Origin of the sequence: Rhizobium sp. G21 (genome assembly GCF_014158035.1) — a bacterium.
In the GTDB taxonomy this organism is placed as follows: Bacteria; Pseudomonadota; Alphaproteobacteria; order Rhizobiales; family Rhizobiaceae; genus Rhizobium_E.
The window spans coordinates 2,182,811-2,202,143 of the sequence record NZ_JACFXW010000001.1 but is presented as its reverse complement, the minus strand read 5'-3'; the positions used below and the strand labels follow the sequence as shown (position 1 = coordinate 2,202,143).

General features: G+C 63.3%; 16 protein-coding genes and 3 pseudogenes. 7 read left to right on the top strand and 12 right to left on the bottom strand.

What is annotated here, in order from left to right:
* Positions 1 to 101 precede the first annotated feature (101 nt).
* Positions 102 to 1,153 (top strand): annotated as a pseudogene (gene hrcA / locus H2O14_RS11205) (heat-inducible transcriptional repressor HrcA).
* Between the two features lie 118 nt (positions 1,154 to 1,271).
* A pseudogene (grpE, locus tag H2O14_RS11200) lies at positions 1,272 to 1,876 on the top strand (nucleotide exchange factor GrpE).
* A gap of 13 nt (positions 1,877 to 1,889) precedes the next feature.
* On the opposite strand, the gene ybaK reads toward grpE, so the two are convergent.
* Positions 1,890 to 2,363: a Cys-tRNA(Pro) deacylase gene (gene ybaK, locus H2O14_RS11195; RefSeq protein WP_182827715.1), complete on the bottom strand. Its 474-nt coding sequence runs from the start codon at positions 2,361 to 2,363 to the stop codon at positions 1,890 to 1,892.
* Between the two features lie 2 nt (positions 2,364 to 2,365).
* Positions 2,366 to 2,716 carry an arsenate reductase gene (locus tag H2O14_RS11190; RefSeq protein ID WP_182827714.1) on the bottom strand — a complete coding sequence of 117 codons (351 nt, stop codon included), beginning with the start codon at positions 2,714 to 2,716 and terminating at the stop codon, positions 2,366 to 2,368.
* Between the two features lie 148 nt (positions 2,717 to 2,864).
* Here H2O14_RS11190 and H2O14_RS11185 point away from each other — a divergent pair, with 148 nt between their 5' ends.
* Positions 2,865 to 4,070: a GGDEF domain-containing protein gene (locus H2O14_RS11185; RefSeq protein WP_182827713.1), complete on the top strand. Its 1,206-nt coding sequence runs from the start codon at positions 2,865 to 2,867 to the stop codon at positions 4,068 to 4,070.
* Between the two features lie 132 nt (positions 4,071 to 4,202).
* On the opposite strand, the pseudogene H2O14_RS28850 reads toward H2O14_RS11185, so the two are convergent.
* Positions 4,203 to 4,796: pseudogene (locus H2O14_RS28850) on the bottom strand (GlxA family transcriptional regulator); the annotation flags it as partial.
* A 563-nt stretch (positions 4,797 to 5,359) separates the two neighbouring features.
* Between H2O14_RS28850 and H2O14_RS11175 the strand changes: the two are divergent.
* Positions 5,360 to 6,202: an alpha/beta hydrolase gene (locus tag H2O14_RS11175; protein WP_312858667.1), complete on the top strand. Its 843-nt coding sequence runs from the start codon at positions 5,360 to 5,362 to the stop codon at positions 6,200 to 6,202.
* Positions 6,203 to 6,342: 140 nt separating this feature from the next.
* Here H2O14_RS11175 and H2O14_RS11170 read toward each other — a convergent pair whose 3' ends face one another.
* The 6 genes from H2O14_RS11170 to H2O14_RS11150 all read right to left on the bottom strand — a co-directional run bounded on the left by H2O14_RS11170 (position 6,343) and on the right by H2O14_RS11150 (position 13,619).
* A complete protein-coding gene (locus tag H2O14_RS11170) occupies positions 6,343 to 7,497 on the bottom strand; it encodes a hybrid sensor histidine kinase/response regulator (RefSeq protein WP_182827712.1) in 1,155 nt (384 codons plus the stop codon).
* Positions 7,494 to 8,066: a chemotaxis protein CheB gene (locus H2O14_RS11165; protein ID WP_182827711.1), complete on the bottom strand. Its 573-nt coding sequence runs from the start codon at positions 8,064 to 8,066 to the stop codon at positions 7,494 to 7,496. The genes H2O14_RS11170 and H2O14_RS11165 overlap by 4 nt, the downstream gene beginning before the upstream one ends.
* Positions 8,063 to 8,896: a CheR family methyltransferase gene (locus H2O14_RS11160; RefSeq protein ID WP_182827710.1), complete on the bottom strand. Its 834-nt coding sequence runs from the start codon at positions 8,894 to 8,896 to the stop codon at positions 8,063 to 8,065. Before H2O14_RS11160 ends, H2O14_RS11165 begins: the two co-directional genes overlap by 4 nt.
* Positions 8,893 to 9,630 carry a response regulator gene (locus H2O14_RS27365; RefSeq protein ID WP_312858590.1) on the bottom strand — a complete coding sequence of 246 codons (738 nt, stop codon included), beginning with the start codon at positions 9,628 to 9,630 and terminating at the stop codon, positions 8,893 to 8,895. Before H2O14_RS27365 ends, H2O14_RS11160 begins: the two co-directional genes overlap by 4 nt.
* The gene (locus H2O14_RS11155) at positions 9,575 to 12,343 is read right to left on the bottom strand and encodes an ATP-binding protein (RefSeq protein ID WP_246697361.1); all 2,769 of its coding nucleotides are present in this window, start codon (positions 12,341 to 12,343) and stop codon (positions 9,575 to 9,577) included. The genes H2O14_RS27365 and H2O14_RS11155 overlap by 56 nt, the downstream gene beginning before the upstream one ends.
* 376 nt (positions 12,344 to 12,719) lie before the next feature.
* The gene (locus tag H2O14_RS11150) at positions 12,720 to 13,619 is read right to left on the bottom strand and encodes a LysR family transcriptional regulator (RefSeq protein WP_182827709.1); all 900 of its coding nucleotides are present in this window, start codon (positions 13,617 to 13,619) and stop codon (positions 12,720 to 12,722) included.
* Between the two features lie 95 nt (positions 13,620 to 13,714).
* Between H2O14_RS11150 and H2O14_RS11145 the strand changes: the two genes are divergently transcribed.
* Positions 13,715 to 14,548, top strand: coding sequence for an SDR family oxidoreductase (locus tag H2O14_RS11145; protein ID WP_182827708.1), 834 nt, complete (start codon positions 13,715 to 13,717; stop codon positions 14,546 to 14,548).
* A gap of 114 nt (positions 14,549 to 14,662) precedes the next feature.
* Here H2O14_RS11145 and H2O14_RS11140 read toward each other — a convergent pair whose 3' ends face one another.
* On the bottom strand, positions 14,663 to 15,568 hold the full coding sequence (locus H2O14_RS11140; RefSeq protein WP_182827707.1) for a LysR family transcriptional regulator: 906 nt from the start codon (positions 15,566 to 15,568) through the stop codon (positions 14,663 to 14,665).
* Between the two features lie 166 nt (positions 15,569 to 15,734).
* Between H2O14_RS11140 and H2O14_RS11135 the strand changes: the two genes are divergently transcribed.
* Together H2O14_RS11135 and H2O14_RS11130 are read left to right on the top strand one after the other, a co-directional pair.
* Positions 15,735 to 16,724 carry an MBL fold metallo-hydrolase gene (locus tag H2O14_RS11135; RefSeq protein ID WP_182827706.1) on the top strand — a complete coding sequence of 330 codons (990 nt, stop codon included), beginning with the start codon at positions 15,735 to 15,737 and terminating at the stop codon, positions 16,722 to 16,724.
* 29 nt (positions 16,725 to 16,753) lie between these two features.
* The gene (locus tag H2O14_RS11130; protein WP_182827705.1) at positions 16,754 to 17,842 is read left to right on the top strand and encodes an aldo/keto reductase; all 1,089 of its coding nucleotides are present in this window, start codon (positions 16,754 to 16,756) and stop codon (positions 17,840 to 17,842) included.
* 103 nt (positions 17,843 to 17,945) lie between these two features.
* Here H2O14_RS11130 and H2O14_RS11125 read toward each other — a convergent pair whose 3' ends face one another.
* Together H2O14_RS11125 and H2O14_RS11120 are read right to left on the bottom strand one after the other, a co-directional pair.
* Positions 17,946 to 18,599 carry a class I SAM-dependent methyltransferase gene (locus H2O14_RS11125; protein WP_182827704.1) on the bottom strand — a complete coding sequence of 218 codons (654 nt, stop codon included), beginning with the start codon at positions 18,597 to 18,599 and terminating at the stop codon, positions 17,946 to 17,948.
* Positions 18,596 to 19,225, bottom strand: a complete 630-nt coding sequence (locus H2O14_RS11120) for a DedA family protein (protein WP_182827703.1) — start codon at positions 19,223 to 19,225, stop codon at positions 18,596 to 18,598. Before H2O14_RS11120 ends, H2O14_RS11125 begins: the two co-directional genes overlap by 4 nt.
* Positions 19,226 to 19,333: the final 108 nt, after the last annotated feature.

The window sequence follows — 19,333 nt, the reverse complement described above, 5'->3', positions numbered from 1 at the left end:
GGCGTGATTTTGTTTTGCGCAGCGCCTTCAAATCCTTATATTTCCAGTGGGTCCGGCCTTCGCCGGCCATGGTGGAATGCGTCATCGACAGGGAATGCTAGATGAAAATGCTCGACGATCGGTCTGGCGAAATCTTCCGGCGCATTGTCGAAAGCTATCTCGGCACGGGCGAACCGCTGGGTTCGCGCTCTCTCTCGCGTCTCCTGCCGATGTCGCTGTCGCCGGCCTCGATCCGCAATGTGATGAGCGATCTCGAAGAACTGGGCCTGATCTATTCGCCGCATGTCTCGGCGGGGCGTTTGCCGACGCAGCAAGGCCTGCGCTTCTTCGTCGACGCCTTCATGCAGATCGGCGCGCTGTCGGAGGATGAACGCCGGCAGATCGACCGGCAGATCAGCCCCGACAATCGCGATACGCCGGTCGAGAATGCGCTGAACGGCGCAAGCCAGCTTCTGTCCTCGGCCTCGCGCGGCGCGGGCCTGGTGATCACCGCCAAGAACGACAGCCAGGTCAAGCATGTCGAATTCATCCGGCTGTCGCCCGAAAAAGCGCTCGCGGTTCTGGTCGGCGATCGCGACGAGGTGGAAAACCGGATCATCTCGCTGCCGGCCGGCATCACCTCGTCCCAACTGGTCGCCGCCGCCAATTTCCTCAATGCCCATATGTCCGGGCTGACGCTGACCGAGGCCGGAGAGCGTATCGCCCGCTTGAAGGAAACCATCCGCACGGAACTCGACCAATTGTCGCGGGATCTCGTGGAGCGCGGGCTCGCCACCTGGTCGGGCGCCGCCGACGAGGATGGCCCCACTCGGCTCATCGTGCGCGGCCGCGCCAATCTCCTGGAAGGCGTCGACGGGGCCGAGGATCTCGACCGCTTGCGCATGCTGTTTGACGATCTCGAAAAAAGGAATCGCTGAGCGACATTCTCAATCTCGCCGAAACGGGCCAAGGCGTCCGCATCTATATCGGTTCGGAAAACCGGCTGTTTTCGCTGTCGGGCTCCTCGCTGGTCGTCGCGCCTTATCGCAACAGCGAGGATCGCATCATCGGCGCGGTCGGCGTGATCGGACCCACGCGGCTCAATTATTCGAAGATTGTGCCCATGGTCGATTACACCGCGCAATTGATGTCGAAACTCGCCGGCAAGGGCTAGAGGCTCCGTCCGAAAACCCGCGAATCTTGACGCGAAGCCTTGATTTTTTCGCCTCGAACCTCGATATCCCCGATCAAATCAGCTCACCTCAGATGCATTCACCTATGCGGAGACCGTAATGACCGACGAGACCAAGAACGCGCCGCAGCCGGACGCCGAAACCGCCGCCGCCGCTCATGAAAACGCCGAAACGGCCCAGCCCCCGCCGAACCCGATCCGACCGAGCTTCTGAGGGCGGAGAACGCCGATCTGAAGGACCGATATCTGCGCCTCGCCGCTGAGATGGACAATCTGCGCCGCCGCACCGAGCGTGACGTCAAGGACGCCAAGACCTATTCGGCGGCGTCCTTCGCCCGCGATATGCTCGGCGTGTCCGACAATCTGCGCCGCGCGCTCGACGCCATTCCGGCCGAGGCGCGCGCCGGCGGCGACGCCGGCTTCATGGCGCTGGTCGAGGGTGTGGAAATGACCGAGCGCTCCATGCTGTCGGCGCTCGAGCGCCATGGCGTCAAGAAGATCGAACCGACCGGCCAGAAATTCGACCCGAATTTCCACCAGGCGATGTTCGAAGTCCCCAATCCTGAAATCCCGGCCAACACCGTCATCCAGGTGGTGCAGGACGGCTATGTCATCGGCGACCGCGTGCTGCGCCCCGCCATGGTCGGCGTATCCAAGGGCGGCCCCAAGGCGGACGCCGCGCCGTCCTCCGAACAGACGGCCTGATCGAACAGAAAATTCAAGCGATGACCGGGGCGGCGAAACCATTCGCCGCCTCGATTGCGTCCTGAGGGGCCAGCTTCACCTGCAGGCCGCGCTGGCCGCCATTCATATAGACGAGGGTGTGGACGAGCGCCTGCTCCTCGAACACCGTCGGAACCTGCTTTTTCTGTCCGAAGGGCGAGATGCCGCCGACCACGAAGCCGGTGGTCTTCTCCGCCTGCGCCGGTTTCATCATATTGGCGGACTTGCCTTTGAAGGCGCCGGCGAGCTTCTTCATGCTCACTTCTTCATCGGATGGCAGCACCACGCAGACGGGCTTGCCGTCCACCTCCGCCATCAGCGTCTTGAGGACGATGGACGCCGGTGCGCCGATCGCCTCGGCCGCCTGTAGCCCGATCCGGTCGGCGTCCGGATCGTAGTCATAGGTCACCGTCTCGAAGGCGACGCCGGCTTTCGTCAGAGCCAGTGTGGCGCGGGTGGATTTCGACATGCTCAGCCTCCGAAGATCGCCGCATAGAGCTCCGGCTTGAAGCCGGCCGTCAGCGCTCCGTCCCTGTCGAGGATCGGCCGCTTGATCATCGAAGGCTGCGCCGCCATCAGCCGGATCGCCTTGTCGCGGTCGAGACCGGCCCGGTCTTCCTCGGGCAGTTTCTTGAAGGTCGTGCCGGCCCGGTTCAGCACCGTTTCCCAGCCGAGCGCATCCACCCAGGCGGCGATCGTCTCGGGCGACGGCGCCGCCTTCTTGTAGTCGTGGAACTGGTAGGCCACGCCCTGGCCGTCAAGCCAGGTGAAAGCCTTCTTCATCGTGTCGCAGTTCTTGATTCCGTAAATCGTCACGCTCATGCGGCCCTCACAGGTTTTCCTCGGTTCTATCCAGCCGCAGCTTTGCCCGCAACCGGGCGAAAACCGACAAAACGCTCCGATTTAAAACGAATTTTAAGGCCGGCCCTGTAGCTCTGGTGAAAAGAGTGAGTTCGTCGCCGGGAATGTCATGGAAGCCTTCGATAGTTTTGCCCTGACCCTGCCGATCATGGCGCTGACCGTGTCCGCGGTCTTTCTGGCGCTGTGGCGGTTCGGGTTGAAGGCCGCCTTGTTCTGGGGCCTGGGCTTCGGCTGCTCCGGGCTCGGCTTCCTGATGAGCCTTCCGCTCGGCCCCGCCGAAGCCATGGCGATGTCGGGCGATGCGCTGTTCGTGTTCGGCTTCTTCTTTTACGGCCAGGCGTTGCTCACGCATTTCGGCGTCGATTATCCGCTGCGTCATCGGCTGCTGCTGATCGGCGGCTATCTCGGCGTCGACGCTTATCTGGTCTTCGGTCTCGGCGATCTCCGCTCGGAACTCCTGCTCAACGATCTCGTCGCCGCCCTCCTCATAGGCTTGCCGCTTTCCGGCGTGGTGCAAAAGGCGCATGCGACGGCCGACCGGCTGCTCGTCGCCGCCGCCTCGATGGTGGTTATCGAAACGCTGACGCGTGTGGCGGCCATCAACTATCTCGTCGGCGGCAATGACGATCTCGCCGCCTTCGCCGAGTCGGTCTATGCCGTGGCCATTCAGATCACCGCCGGCTGCTTCGGCGTATTGCTGGCCGCAGCCGCCTTCGGCTCCATGGTCATGCGGGTGATGTTGAACTATCGCCGCGCCGCCGAGATCGACCCGTTGACCGGTCTCTACAACAGGCGCGGTCTCGATCAGGCGTTGAAGCCCGCTCAGGGCGGAGCGGCGTGGTCCGGCGTCATCGTCGTCACCGACATCGATCATTTCAAGCAGGTCAACGATCGCTACGGCCATGCCGCCGGCGACATGGTGATTGCGGCCTTCGCGCTGGAAATCCGCACGTCGATCCCCGCCGGCGCGGTCGCCGCGCGGCTGGGCGGCGAGGAATTCGTCATCTGCCTCCCCGCGGCCAACCTTGCGGAGGCTGGCGTGTTGGCCCATGGCATCCGGCTGCGTTTCGCCGGCCGCGACTGGCGCCAGTTCGGCATCGACAGGCAGATCACCGCGAGCTTCGGCGTCGCCAAGATGCAGGCGGAGAACGACAATCTCCAGGCCGCCATCGACCGCGCCGATCAATGCCTCTATGAAGCCAAGGGCGCGGGCCGCAACATGGTGGTGGTGGAAGGCGGCGTCTTCGAGACCGGCGAAGCTCTGGTCGCCGATCTCCAGGCGGCGTTGACGGCGCTTAAATCGGCCCAGGGCTGAGGCAGCCGTCCACGCGAATTCACGCCGCGGAGACGGCGTCCGATGTCTCGCGCCGCACGCCGAAGCGTTGACGGTATTGCGTGGGGTGAGGCTCGTCAGGCGTTGAAACACCCGGCGGAAAGCCGTTACATCCGAATAGCCGACCGTCCAGGAAATCTGTTCGACGGAGATATTGGTCGTTTCCAGCGCGTCGCGCGCCTTCATGATGCGTATATGCTGGAGATATTCGGTGGGGCGCAGACCCGTCGCCTTGGTGAAGCGCCGTAGGAAGGTTCGTTCCGCCAGACCGGCCCGCCGCGCGAGCTCCGGAATGTCATGCGCCCCGGCCGCCTGCGCGTGGATATGGTGCTGTACGCCGAGAATGGCGGCGTCGCCGTGGTCGAACTTGGGAATGAAGGCCCTGTAGACATCCTGATCGCGACGCGGCGGATCCACGAGAAGGAAGCGCGCCGTCGCCAGCATCGTGCCGACGCCCATCAGCTTTTCGACCAGAGTCAGCCCGAGATCCGTCCAGGCCAGAATGCCGCCGGCCGTCATCACATCGCCATCGTCGATCACCATCTGCTCGGCCGCCAACTCCAATTGCGGATAGCGCGCCGCCAGTTCCTCGCTGAACGCCCAATGCGTCGTCACCCTCCGGCCGTTGACCAGACCGGTTTCGGCCAGAACGAAGGCGCCGGCGCAGATGGAGCACACGGTCGCGCCCTCGGCATGCCGTCTCGCCATCCAGTTCGCCGCCACGGGCATCGGTTGCATCAGCGCGGGCATGACGATGCTCGGCGGCGCGATGGCGTAGCCGAGACGATGCGGCCGTCCCGGATGACTGTCCCAGACGCAGGTCACGTCCTCCCCGACCACCTGCCAGTGCGAGACCCGGATGGCGCGTGGATGCTCGGTCTGCTGCGGCGCCCATTGGCTCGCGATGCGGAAGAGATCGGTCAGACCATAAACGGCCGAAAGCTGGCAATCCGGATAGATCAACAGACCTACTTCGGTCATCATCGTCAGCCGCTCCGCCATATTGTCACTTTCTGCATGATCAAAGTCAGTTTCGCCGCCTGTGGTGAAAGCATGGATGGATGGCCTACATCTGTCCATGTCGAAACGACGATGAAGTAGCGCCATCCGAGAAAGGAACGACCATGGCATCGAAAGAAAAGGGCTTCGGCCCGATGGCCACACGCCGCGGCTTGCTGATCACGGGCGGCGCGGCCGTGTCGCTCGCAGCCTTCAACATCCCCGCATTCGCCCAGACCAAAACCGCTTCCACCCATCAAGGAGACACCGACATGACCAGCAGTTTCGTCACCACCAAGGACGGCGTTGACATTTTCTACAAGGATTGGGGTCCGAAGGACGCGCAGCCGATCGTCTTCCATCACGGCTGGCCCTTGTCCTCGGACGACTGGGACGCCCAGATGCTGTTCTTCCTGTCGAAGGGCTATCGCGTCGTCGCCCATGATCGCCGCGGCCATGGCCGCTCCGCCCAGGTCTCGGAAGGTCACGACATGGACCACTACGCCGCCGACGCCTTCGCCGTCGCCGAACACCTGGATCTGAAGAACGCCGTCCATATCGGCCATTCCACCGGCGGCGGCGAAGTCGCCCGCTATGTCGCCCAGCATGGCCAGCCGGCCGGCCGCGTCGCCAAGGCGGTGCTCGTCTCGGCAGTCCCTCCGCTGATGCTCAAGACTGCGTCCAATCCGGAAGGCCTGCCGATGGAAGTGTTCGACGGCTTCCGCGCAGCGCTCGCCGCCAATCGCGCGCAGTTCTTCCGGGATGTGCCCGCAGGTCCGTTCTACGGCTTCAACCGGGACGGCGCCACGGTTCACGAAGGCGTCATCCAGAATTGGTGGCGCCAGGGCATGATGGGCGGCGCCAAGGCCCATTACGACGGCATCAAGGCGTTTTCGGAGACCGACCAGACCGAAGACCTGAAGGCGATCACCGTGCCGACGCTCGTTCTGCATGGCGAAGACGACCAGATCGTTCCGATCGCGGATTCGGCCCTGAAGTCTTCGAAGCTGTTGAAGAACGGCTCGCTGAAGACCTATCCGGGCTTCTCGCACGGCATGCTCACCATCAACGCCGACGTGCTGAACGAAGACCTGCTGGCCTTCGTGAAGGGCTGACCGGTCGAAAACCCGGCTGCGGCGGATGCCTGCCGCAGCCGGAAACAACAGCGGGACGGGACGACAGAGAATCGCGCCGCCGGGTCTTCGATGACCGCCGCGGAACGACATTAAGGCTGACGACTGTCACGCTCAGCGTGTCAAACGTAGCCTTCGCCGGCGTGCGGCGCGGTGCGCGGCAAATCCAGAGTGAAAATACTGCCGCGGCCCGGTCCGTCGCTCCATACGGCGACGTCGCCGCCATGCAACTCCATCAGTTGCTTCACCAGCGCGAGGCCGATGCCGAGTCCGCCATGGGAATGATCCCGATGTTCGTTGACCTGTTCGAACATCTGGAAGATCGCCGAGGCCGCTTCCGGCGTCAGGCCGAGCCCGTTGTCGACGACGCGGATCCGGTAGGTCTCTTCGGCAATCTCCAGGGACACGTCGATCCGCCCGCCCTTCGGGGTGTATTTCGCCGCATTGTTGAGCAGGTTCGACACGCATTGGGTCAAACGGACCTTGTCGGCGAACACCATGCAGGGCTGTTCGGGCGTGCTGTAGTGCAGGACGTGTTGTTTTTCCTCGATCATCTGCAGCGTCATATCCAATGCGGTGGATACGGCGTCCTTCAAATCGAATTCCGTTTTCGCCAGAGTGATCTTTCCCTGGGTTATCCGTGAAATATCGAGCAGATCGTCGACGAGCCGGATGATGTGATCCATCTGATCCTGCATCAGGCCGTTGATCTGTTCCGCCCTTTCGGGGTCCGGGCGTCTGAACAGCAATTTCATGCCGCTGTTCAGCGCCGCCAGCGGATTTCGCAATTCGTGCACGAGCACGCCGATGAATTCGTTTTTCCGCTTGTCGGCGAGCTGGAGCGCGCGCGCCTGCTCCTCCAGCGTGTCTCGCTGCTCGGCGATCATCTGCCGCTGCCGGTAGAGTTCGGCGAAGATGTCCGCCTTGCTGCGCAGAATGTCGGGCTCGATCGGCTTCTGGATGAAATCGACCGCGCCCGCCTCGTATCCCTGGAACCGGCGCTCGGCGCTATGGCTTCCTGCGGTCACGAAGATGATCGGAACGCGTCTGGTCCGCTCGTTGCCGCGCATCAGTTCGGCCAATTCGAAGCCGTTGAGGCCCGGCATCTGCACGTCGATCAGCGCCAGCGCGACGTCGTGCTGCAACAGCAGTTCGAGCGCTTCGTCGCCGGACCTCGCCTTGAGCAGCATCAGATCATCGCGCCGCAGCAGAGCCTCGAGAGACAGGAGATTCTCCGCCAGATCGTCGACGAGCAGAAATTTAACAACGGTCGTCATGTGAGTATTTTCTGTAGGTATGTTGCAATTTGCGATAACGACATGACTTTGGCGTCAGGACAAGCGCGGATCGCAGCCTCCGGCATCGCCGTCGCATAAGCCGTCTGCGGATCCTGCACGATCGCCGCGCCGCCGAGACGGGCGACGACCTGAAGTCCATGCGCGCCGTCATGATTCGCCCCTGTCAGGACGATGGCCGTCAACTGCTTGCCCCAGGCGTCCGCCGCGCTTTCGAACGCCACGTCGATGGAGGGACGCGAGAAGAACACCTCTTCTTCACTGGAAAGCGAAATATGCGACCGCCCCTCGAGCAGCAGGTGGTAATCGGGCGGCGCGAAATAGATGGTCCCCGGTTCGACAGGCTCCTTGTCCTCCGCTTCGATCGCCCGGAGCCGACATTTCCGGTCGAAGATGTCGGCCAGCACGCTGCGCTTGTTGGGCGGCAGATGCACGACGACGAAGATCGGGAAGCGGCAATCGGCCGGCAGAGCCGGCAATATCGCCGACAGGGCTTCGAGCGCGCCGGCCGACGCGCCGATGATGATCGCCCCGCCCGGTTGCCCGCTCATGAACCGACCCTTTGATAGATTTTTTCCTCTCGGACGAATTCGCGGAAGCTGTCGGCATGGTCGGAGAAGCGGAGCGTCTCCTTCGACCCCAAGCCCAGGAAGCCGTTATGCGGCAGCGCTTCGCGGAACAGACCGATGGCGCGATCCTGCAGGTCGCGGTCGAAATAGATCATGACATTGCGGCAGGAGACGAATTGCATCTCTCCGAACACCTGGTCGGTGACGAGGCTGTGATCCGAAAAGACGACGTTGCGCCGCAGGCTCTTGTCCAGGATGCAGCGGTTGTAGCCGGTGGTGTAGTAGTCCGACAGGGAACCCTTGCCCCCTGCCTGCCGATGGTTTTCGGTAAAGACGCGAATGCGGTCGATGTCGTAGATGCCGGCTTCAGCATGAGCGAGCGCATCGGGATTGATGTCGGTGGCGTAGAAGATCGTTCGCCCCTCCAGACCCTCTTCCCGGAACAGGATGACGAAGGAATAGAGCTCTTCACCCGAACTGCATCCGGCGATCCAGATCTTCAGCGACGGGTAGGTGCGCAGATGCGGGATGATCTTCTCGCGCACGGCGAGGAAATAGGAGGGATCGCGAAACATCTCGCTGACCTGGACCGTCAGATAGCGCAACATGTCCGACAGCATGTCCGGATGATGGAGCAGCCGCTCCTGCATGGCGGAAATCGTCGCATAGCCCAGCTGCTCGCGAGCCTGGCGCAGCCGCCGGCGGATCGACGACATCGCATAGTTGCGGAAGTCGTAGTGGTATCGGTGATAGAGCGCCTCCAGCAGCAGCCGGATCTCGATATCCTCGACCTTTTCGAACGTGTCGGTCATTGGGGCATCCAAACGCGCACCAGGGAGAGAAGTTTTTCCACATCGAGCGGTTTCGCCATATAGTCGTTGGCTCCCGCATCGATGCAACGCTTCTGGTCGTCCGGCATGGCCTTGGCGGTCAGGGTGATGATGGGCAGCTTCTGCCAGGCGGCGTTGCGACGGATGTGCCGCGTCGCGGTCAAGCCGTCCATCACCGGCATCATCACGTCCATCAGCACGAGGTCGATCCGCCCGGCGGGCTTGGTCTGCGACTGTTCGAGTTTTTCCAGCGCCTCTTCTCCATTCCGTGCGATTTCGACCACCGCGCCGCGCGGTTCGAGAATATTGGTCAGCGCATAGACGTTGCGAACGTCGTCCTCGACGATGAGAATGCGGCGGCCTTCGAGAAGTTCATCGCGATTGCGCGCTTTTCGGATCATTTGCTGTTGTTCATCCGGAAGTTCGGACACGACCTGATGAAGGAACAAGGTCACCTCGTCGAGCAAGCGCTCCGGCGACTTGGCGCCCTTGATGATGATCGACTTCGAATAGCGGCGAAGTTTCTGCTCTTCCTCCGCGCTCAGCACCCGCCCGGTATAGACGATGACCGGCGGGAACGAATGGGAGCCCTCCTGGCTGAGCGTTTCCAGAAGCGCGAAACCGGAGGCGTCCGGCAGCGACAGGTCCAGCACCATGCAATCAAACGTCTTGTTTTCGAGCAGCGATAGGCATTCGGCGGCCGTGCCGGCGCCCACCGTTTCGACGTCGTGCGACGACGAGCAGTCTCGACAGGGCGTCGCGCTGCACCGCATTGTCCTCGACGATGAGCACCCGCCTCAGAGTCTGTTCGGCCTTGGCGCCCAATGATTCGATCACTTCGACCAGATGATCGCGTTGCACGGGCTTCAGCGCATAACCCACGGCGCCGAGCGAGAGCGCCCGGTCGGAATAGTCGTCGGCCGAAAGGATATGGATCGGGATGTGGCGCGTGCGCACATCCCGCTTCAGCCGGTCGAGGACCGACAGTCCGGATTGATCCGGCAGGCCGACGTCCAGAATGATGGCGTGCGGTATGTGCTGATAGGCGAGATCGAGCGCCTCCTGGGCCGTTCCGGCGACGAGCGCCTGGAATTTGAGTTCGCGCGCCAGATCCCGGAGGATCAGGGCGAAGGAATGGTCGTCCTCGACCACGAGAAGCTTACGCGCCCCTTCGTCGGCGACGGCCCGATCATCTTCGATGAACGCGATCGGCCTGCCTGCCGCCGCCGCGGGCATCGGCTCCTCGGATCTCGTCGCCTGCGCCGCCGGCTGCGTTTGAACCGCCGCCGGTTCGGGCTGCGGCGTCCGGACAAGCGCGACGTCGAAGTCCTGCGGGATGATCACGGTGAACGTGCTTCCTTCTCCCAGGCGGCTTTCGAGTTGGAACCGGCCTCCCAGCAATCGCACCAGCTCCCTCGAAATCGACAGGCCGAGGCCGGTGCCGCCGAACTTGCGGCTGATGGTGCTGTCGGCCTGATGAAACGCTTCGAAGATGCGCTTCTGCTGTTCTTCCGCGATGCCGATGCCGGTGTCCTTGATCGACAAGGCGAGATGATTGTCGCCGTGGCGGCGGATGCTCAGCGACACGCCGCCTTTCTCGGTGAACTTGATCGCATTGGCCAGCAGGTTCTTCAGAACCTGCTCTAGTCTCTGCGGGTCGGTCTGTATGATCGCCGGCGCGTCGGACGACACCGTCATCGACAACTGCAGGTTCTTGTTGGCGGCGAGCGGTTCGAAGAGATGGCGCAGAGAGCCGAGCATGCGCTCGACCGACACCGCTTCGGGCCTGATTTCCACATGGCCCGCCTCGATCTTGGACAGGTCGAGGATGTCGTTGATCAGGTTCAGCAGGTCATTGCCCGAAGACTGGATGGTCTGCGCGAATTGGACCTGTTGCGCCGTCAGGTTCCCCTCGGAATTGTCGGCGAGCAGCTTGGCGAGGATCAGCGAGGAGTTCAGCGGCGTGCGAAGCTCATGCGACATGTTCGCCAGGAAGTCCGACTTGTACCGGCTGGCCAGTTCGACCTCGTTGGCCTTGGCCTGGATGGCGTCCTTGGCTTTTTCGATGTCGTCGCGTTGCCGCTCCAGTTCCTGCGCCTGCTCCTCGAGCTGGGAATTCGTCTGTTCGAGTTCGGCCTGCTGCTGCTCCAGCCGCGCCTGGGATTCGCGCAATGCGCGTCCCTGTTCCTCCAGTTCCTCGTTGGACACCCGGAGCTCTTCGCCCTGCACCTGCAGTTCTTCGGACTGCCGCTGGGTTTCTTCGAGCAAGGCCTGGAGACGCGTTCTGAACTCGGCCGAGCGGATGGCCACCGCAATGATTTCGGACACTTTTTCGAGCAGCAGCAAAGTCTCGTCGGAAATCGGCGACAGGAAGCCGAGTTCGAAAACCGCCCGGATTTCGCCGTCGACGATCGCTGGCCCCAAAGCGAGGTAGCGCGGCCTGCTCTGGCCGAGGCCGGAGCCGAAGCTGATGTAATCTTCGGGAAGCTCGCCGACCGCGATCGGCCTGTGATCCCTGAGAACATGTCCGAACAGGCTGTCGCCCTGGCCGAAGCTCGCGGGGAGGGTCACGTTCGAGGGAACGCCATGCACCGCCGAGCGATGATAGCGGCCTGCGTTCTCCACATAGAGCGCCCCTGCGACGGCGCCGAGGTAATTGGTCAGGAAGCCGAGAATGTTCTCTCCGAGCGCAGCCAGGGGCTGTTCGCCGAACACCGACGCCGCCAAGCCCACCTGCGCGTTCTGCAGCCATTGCTCCCGCTGGCGCGCGATGGTGGCTTTTCTCGCCAGGCCCGAAATGATCAGCGTCAGGATGATGCCGAGCGCCCCGGCCGACAAGCTGCTGACCCAAGCGACGACATAGGAATTGTCCATCGCTTCCAGGCGCTGGCTCCGCTCCTCACTGGCCTCATCGCGCAATTGCGAGACGACGGCCCTGATGCCGTCCATATCGCTGCGGCCCTGGTCCGACTGCACGAGAGTCAAGGCTCCCGCCTGACCTTTTTCCCTGTAAAGCCGGAGCGTCCTGTCCATTACGCCCAGCTTGGACTCGACGTAACCGCGCAGTTCCTCGACGCTTCCCCGTTCCTGCATTTCTGTGGTCGCCAACAGACCAATCGTCGCCAGGCGGCTCTTCACCTGGGACAGGGCCCGGTAATACGGCGCCAAATATGTATCCTTGGCGGTCAGCAGGAAGCCTCTGAGGCCCGTCTCGGCATCCTGGGCGTCGATCAGCAACAGATCGAGCGCGACGATCAGGCCATGGGTCTGCGTCACCCGCGAATTGCTGTCTCTCACATTCTGGATCGTATAGATCGAGATCGCGGTGCTGACGACGAAGAAGAACACCGCGGCAGCCAGCCCCATCAGGGCGTTCCGTTCGAGCCCGATGCCCTTCGCGCCGTTCAATGCGGATGTTTTTCTATGCATGATCGAGACGCTCTTGAAATCGGCGCGCTGAAAATTGTCCAGCGAACGACAATGTTGACGGGATGGGTGTCGAGGCGCTCGCCGTCGCCGAAATCTTGGAGACGCGAGACCATTGTTCGGGTGCGGCGGCAGCCGCAGTCCAAGGACGTCAATTAGCAATAATCCTGGCTGTCGATCAAGATTGCGCCGACAAAAGGAAAGGCGGTGTCTATCCCATGCCGGGCAGTGCGTACAGCCGCTTTTGACGATGGCCCCCGCCGGGGCCGGCCGTCCTCATGGCTTGTGGATTTCGGCGGCGGCAGTGGAAGCCGATATCGGCTTTACTGTCCTCGCTCCGCGCGGTGATGCTGCAGATGTGGTCCAGATCGTCGCCCGGTCATCGTCTCCTCTCCACCTGTTTCAGGACGTCGATAAAGGCGCGGAGCGGCGACGGCATGTGCCGGTTGCGTGGGTAATAGAGCGCCAGGCCGGCTGTCGGCGGGCACCAGTCGTCGAGGACGGACGCGAGCTGGCCGGATACCAGAAACGGCTTGGCGAAATGTTCCGGGACATAGGCGATGCCGCGGCCGTCCGCCGCCGCCTGCGTGAGCAGATCGCTGTCGTCGAGGGTGAGGTTGCCCGGCGCGTCGACGGCAATCTCGGCGCCGTGTTTGGCGAACTCCCATCGGTAGCGCTTTCCGCTGGGCAGGCGTTGTCGGATGCACCGATGGGCCTGCAGGTCTTCAGGCGTGATGGGCGCGGTCCTGCCCTCGAGATAGGACGGGGACGCGACAGCGATGAAGCGCACATCGCCCCCGAACGGTATCGCGACCATGTCTCGCGGAACCGTCTCGAGCAGCCGCACGCCGGCGTCGAAACCTTCCTCGACAATGTCGACGAGCCGACCTTCCGAAACCAGATCGAGTTCGACGTCGGGATAGGACGTCAGGAATTGCGGCGCGACGTTTTTCAGCAGGATAAGCGCGCCGCTCTTGTTCGCATTGATTCTCAATGTGCCGCTCGGGGCGCCGCGCTCTTCCGATAGCGTGTCGAGAGCTAGGTCGAGATCCTGCAGGAGCGGGTCGATGCGCGCCAACAGGCCCGCGCCGGCTTCGGTCAACGACACGCTGCGTGTCGTCCGGTTGAAGAGCCGGACGCCCAACTTGCCCTCCAGTCCGATGATCGCGTGGCTCAACGCGGAGCGTGAGACGCCCAGGACGTCGGCGGCCCTGCGGAAGCTAAGGTGGCCGGCCACCGCCGCGAAAGCGGCGAGATCGTTCAGGCTGGGGCGTATCATTCGTGAAATTTCCTCACCGTCTCATCTCGGATTGACGACCTTATACCACCAATCTCGGCGAGCTACATTGGGTTTGCAAAGAATGAGGAGTTCACATGCCGAAGACATGGTTCATTACAGGCGCTTCTTCCGGCCTCGGTCTGGAGATGACGCAGCAATTGCTCGCGCAAGGTCACAAGGTGGTCGCCACCATCCGCCGACCGGGGACGCTCGAGCAGCTCGAACAGTTATATGGCGACCAACTGGATGTCGTTTCGCTCGACCTGATCGAGGCGAAGAGCATAGCGTCGGTCGTCGACGAAGCCTTCCGGCGCCATGGCCGGATCGACGTCTTGGTCAGCAATGCCGGCTACGGATTATTCGGGGCGGCGGAGGAGCTGGCGGATGATCAGATCGATCGGCAGATCGCCGCCAATCTCGCCGGATCCATCCATGTGATCCGCGCCGCGCTTCCGTCTCTGCGACGGCAGAGCGGCGGGCGTATCGTCCAGGTTTCTTCCGAGGGCGGGCAGATCGCCTATCCGGGCTTCAGCCTCTATCATGCGACCAAATGGGGCATCGAAGGCTTCGTCGAATCGGTGGCGCAGGAAGTGGCGCCGTTCGGCATCGACTTCATCATCGCCGAGCCGGGCCCGACCGGCACCAATTTCGGAGCCAATCTGGTCTGCGCCGACCCGATGGACGTCTACGAAAACACCCCCGCCGGCGCTGTCCGCCGCGCCATCGTCGATGGCGGCTTCGAAATAAAGGGCGACGCCGCCCGCACCGTGGCCGCGATCATCTCCGCCGCCGAAAGCGAGAAGCCGCCATTGCGGCTGGCGCTGGGAAGCACGGCCTATTCCTCCATTTCGCAAGCGCTTTCCGCGCGGCTGGAGGCGATCGAGGCGCAACGGGACGTGGCGTATTCCGCAGACCGAAGCGAGGCGTGAATCGGCAGCCGCTCCAAACGCTGCATCAGTTCTCCGAGCATGGCGCCGGACCCGAAAGAGGCCTGCGAAGACCGCTCGGCCTCGCCGGCCTGGTAGCAGCCGTCTCGATCTGCGTCACCGCCGGGCCTGCCAGTCGTAGCTTCTCATGAAATCGAGAAAGGCGCGCATGGCGGCGCTCGGCAGGCGCCGGTTGGGATAGTAGAGAAACCAGTGGGGCAGAGCGGGGCTCCAGTCGGAGAGAAGCTCCACCAGACGGCCGGCCTGGATGTGTGTGCGCGCATAGTCGTCGAAGACATGGGCGATGCCTCTGCCCGCCAGCGCCGCCTGCAGTTCGTTCTGCGCGGAGCTGACGGTCAGCCGGCCTTCGGGCGCGATCTCGATGTCTTCTCCGCCTTCGATGAACCGCCACGTGACCAGCGTGCCGCCGGGAAACCTGCGCCTGATGCAGTCGTGGCCGACAAGGTCTTGGGGAGCCTGCGGCTCGCCATGTCTTTCGATGTAATCGGGTGAAGCGACGATCACATAGCGCAGCGGCGGGCCGAGCGGAAGCGCGATCATGTCCTGCGCCAACTGCTTACCGAACCTGACGCCGGCGTCGAAACCGCGCTCAACGATATCGATGACGGCGGCATCGCTGATGATCTCGATCTTCACGTCGGGATAGGCGTCCATGAAGTCGAATGCCAGCGGGCACAGGACATGGTCCACGGCAGGCGCCGGAGCATTGATCCTCAGAGTTCCCGAGGGGCTGTCCCGCAACTCGTCGATTTCGGCGATCGCGCGCCGGATGTCGCTCAATGCCGGGGAAAGGCGATCCAGCAGGCGCTGTCCCGCTTCGGTGGGAGAGACGCTTCTGGTCGTCCGATTGAGCAGCCGAATTCCGAGGGCTTCCTCGAGAGCATTCATCGTCTGGCTGAGGGCCGATGAAGACACCCCTCGTTCGAGCGCCGCGGCGCGGAATCCACCGCATCGGATGATCGAGGCGAACACATCGAAGCTGTCCAGGCGAAGCGGGTTCATTGAGCTGTTTTTCTAATCAAGCTGATAATCTTTGCGCAGCTTATCAGCGCAATAGGCCTGTGTCATCGTTCAAACCGTTGGTCGCCGCCACGATCTGCTCGACGGCGCAAGCATATCGAGCGCCGCTCTGGAAAACGCGCGCGCCCGACCAGGAAAGGAAAATCCGATGAGTGTCTTCACCCTCAACAGACGCGCGGTCATGCTGACCGCCGTCACGGGCGCCTCCGCCCTGTTCATTCCCAGCCTCGGCGGCTTCGGGGCGGCTGCACAGGGCCTGCCTGCAGCGCTCGGCAATAGCGGTCACTACCGCGTCCGCATCGGCGATATCAGCGCGACCGTGCTCAGCGACGGCGTCATCGAAGGACCGCCGCGCGTCTACGCCAGCGATGCGCCGGAAGCCGCGTTGCAGGAGGTGTTGCGCCGCGCCTTCCTGCCGAGCGACCGCATGACGCTCAACCTCAACACGCTCCTGATCGAGACTGGCGGTCGGCGAATCCTGATCGAAGCCGGCGCCGGAAAAACCATGGGCCCCAATGGCGGTCGCCTCTTCGAAAATCTCGCGGCGATCGGCCTCGGCCCCGCGGATATCGACGGCGTCGTCATTTCCCACACGCATCCGGACCATGTCGGCAACCTCCGCGCCGCGGATGGCGGCAGGGCTTTTCCGAACGCCACCGTCTTCGCGCCGAAAGCGGATTGGGATTTCTTTGTCCGGACTGATCCGGATCTCTCCTACATGCCGACGCCCGAGGAATTCCGGCTGCGTTTCGCGCGGAACATCAAGACCAGCTTCGAGCCGGTCATGGATCATGTCGAACTCTACGAAGCCGGCGCCGAGATCGCGCCGGGCCTCACCACGATCGTCGCTTCCGGCCACACGCCGGGCATGGCCGCCTTCCTCGTCCATTCGGGCAAGGAGCAATTGCTGCTGACCGCCGACCTCGCTTATCATCCGGTCGTCAACATCGATCGTCCCTGGCTTCCCGGCCCCGATCGCGACAAGGAGACGGCGCTCGCTTCGCGCCGGCGCATTTTCGACAGGGCGGCGGCCGACCGCATCCCGGTCCTCGGCTTCCACTTCCCGTTCCCGGGCATCGGCCACATGCTGAAGACCGATGGCGGCTACGCCTGGGCGCCCGCCAACTGGCAGTTCTGACGCCCCTCCCGACACAAGGAAAAAATCTCATGGACAAGTCGACCATCAACCGTCGCGGCTTTCTCGGAACGATGGGAGCGGCCGTGACCGGTCTGGCGGTTCCCGCCGCGTCCGCCGGGACAGCCGGCGCTCAGGATGCCGCCTCCCCATCCGGCGGGACGGCGCCGAGCCCGGATCTCGTGACCCGAACTCTGCCGCGCACCGGCGAACAGGTCACGGCGCTTGGCCTCGGTACGTTCCTGACCTTCGACCTGAAGCCCGGTGATCGCCGCGACGCGCTGCGGCAGGTGTTCGAACGCTACGTCGCCGCCGGCGGGCGCGTGGTGGACACCTCGCCCCTTTATGGCTCCGCAGAAGCCACTGTCGGCCAGTTCATGGGCGAGTTCGGAGGCGGAGATCAGATGTTCCTCGCCAACAAGGTCTGGTCGACCGGCGACTATCTCGGCGACGAGAGTCATGCGGAGGAGAGTTTCCGGCAGTCGCGGATGCGCACCTGGCGCAGCACGATCAATCTCATGCAATGCCACAGCATCACCAATGCACCCGTCGTCATCCCGCTGATGAAGTCATGGAAAAAGGACGGATTGATCCGCCATGTAGGCGTGACTCACCATGAATCGGCCGCCCAGGATCAATTGCTCGCCATCGTCGAGCGCGGCGACGTCGACTTCATCCAGACGAACTACTCGATCTTCAACCGCGACGCCGAACGCCGCCTGCTGCCCGCCGCCGCCGCCAAGGGCGTGGGCGTCCTGATCAATCTGCCGCTCGAAAAGGCGCGGCTGATGAAGGTGGTCGAAGGACATCCTCTCCCCGCTTTCGCCCGGGAGTTCGGCGCCGCGACTTGGGCGCAGTTCTTCCTGAAATGGGTCATGGCGCATCCGGCCGTCACCAGCGTGCTGTGCGGCACGTCGAACCCCGATCACATGAGCGACAATATCCAGGCGATGACCGGCCCGCTGCCTGACGAGCGGATGCGAGCCCGCATGGTCGCGCATATGGAAACGATCCCCGGCTTCGGCTCGATCGGCGCGATGCCTTGGTATCCCGGCAAGGAAACGATGTATCATGGCCTGATCCGCGAGGCGCAGGCCAACGCCATCGAAAGGCTGCGATAACCATCCCGGCCTCTCCCTCTCGGCCGTGCCGGGACCGGCCGCGTATGCCGCCGCCGGCGCTTTCGAAACGAGCGCGATAGTCGCCTCCGCCGAGTTCGGTCGATCAGTCGATCTCGGGCGGAGCCGATGCGTTCGGGCTTGCGATCGATGAGCTCGGGGCGGGCGGTCCGAACGGAGGACGCGGTCTCCGGCGACTGAAGCGGTAGACCGCCGCGGGCGGAACATTCGCGAGCGTGCGCCCCAGAAAGGTCGCCTTCAATCCGAGCCGATCGAGCACGGGTCTGGGGACGGGGCATCGTGGTCCGTAGGTGAATTGAAAAAACGCTCCGTCATCGCGAAGATGCGAAAAGGCTCCTTCGAGAATGCCGATCACCTTTCGAACCGGCATCGACAGGAGAGGCAGTCCGCTCAAGACGGCGCCGATCGGGGTCGAAGTCGCAAGCTCGATCTTGCGCAGTTGCGACGCGTCCATAAGCAGAGTTCTCGCCGCCGGAAAGCGCGTCTGGAGATGGCCGGCGAAAGCCGCGCTGGACTCCACGAGAACGAGATCGGATTCGGAAACACCCCGCTCGAGCAGCGCCTCGGTGAACACGCCGGTTCCCGGACCGAGTTCGATCACGGCGCCGCTGGCGGCGGTGATTTCCGTGGTCATCAGCGACGAGAGCGCCCGTCCCGACGGCGTGACCGAGGCGATCTGCAGAGGCGCGGAAAGCCAGGCGCGGAAAAACACCAGCGCATCGGCGGTTCTCCCGATCATCGCATCGTCTCCCGTCGCCGCCGCATCGATGATCGCAACCGGAAGAGAATTTCGGCCATTATTTCCACCAAAACGAGAAGCGCCAGGATCTTGAGGGCGAAGGCCGATGAGTTGAGGCCGGGCAGCGCCATGACGGCGAAGTAGCCGGCGGCGATGAACAGCCCGTTCCACAACAGGATCCCGACCCCCAGGCCGAATGCGAACCGCAAGGCGCCCGTTCCCAACAGCGCCGCGGCCAAGGGGAAGATCAATCGGATCGTCGGGACGAGTTGCGATGTTATCGTGATTGCCTGTTCCCGGGCGCGCAGGGAGGCGAGCGTCCGGTCTATGCGCCGGCCTGAAAGTCCGATCCGCCCGCCGACGACGTGGAGAAGGGCCACGGACTTTTGTTCTCCGAGCGCGCGTATGAGGAGATAGAGCGCGAGCGCCCCGGCAAAGCTGCCCGCGGCGGTGCCCGCGACGGCCGCCTGGACCGACCAGGCATCGTCCTTGGCCGCAATGCCGATGGCGACGAGAACGCCGTGGGACGGAAGCGCCGGAACGAATCGTTCGGCAAGACCGATCGACAGTAGGCCGACGAGGCCGCAGAGCGCGATCCAGTCGACGAGATCTGCGAGCGGGTCCATCCTCAGCCCTCTCGTCCGTCAGAAGGTCCAGCCCGGCCGGAACGATGCGAAGCGGGGGTGTCGAAGGCGCGGCCGATGAGCCTCTCCGAGATTTCCCAGAGACGCCTC